This window comes from Autumnicola edwardsiae (assembly GCF_031846505.1).
GTDB classification, from domain to species: domain Bacteria; phylum Bacteroidota; class Bacteroidia; order Flavobacteriales; family Flavobacteriaceae; genus Autumnicola; species Autumnicola edwardsiae.
This window is the reverse complement of the sequence record NZ_JAVRHP010000361.1, coordinates 1-235: the sequence shown is the minus strand read 5'-3', so window position 1 is coordinate 235 and position 235 is coordinate 1. Positions and strand designations below refer to the sequence as shown.

Annotated in this window: 1 protein-coding gene; it reads left to right on the top strand. The window is 40.0% G+C overall.

Going from position 1 to position 235, the window contains the following annotated elements; genetic code table 11:
• On the top strand, positions 1 to 235 hold a 235-nt coding region (locus RM529_RS17990), incomplete at both ends, for an ArsR/SmtB family transcription factor (protein ID WP_311486094.1).

Below are 235 nucleotides of genomic sequence, written 5' to 3'. Positions count from 1 at the left end.
TACACGGAACGAAGCAGACAAGAAGCAAATATCGAGATGTAAGGAAACCATAGAGAATTCTTCAGGTAGCTTAGAAGCAATAAGCAAAATTTTGTCTCTTGCGGGAAGCGAGGTACGACTGAAAATTCTATTTCTATTGAACATAGAGAATGAACTGTGTCCTTGCGATATTGCTGACATTCTTGAAATGAGTGTTCCTGCCGTATCCCAACATATCCGTAAAATGAAGGATGCG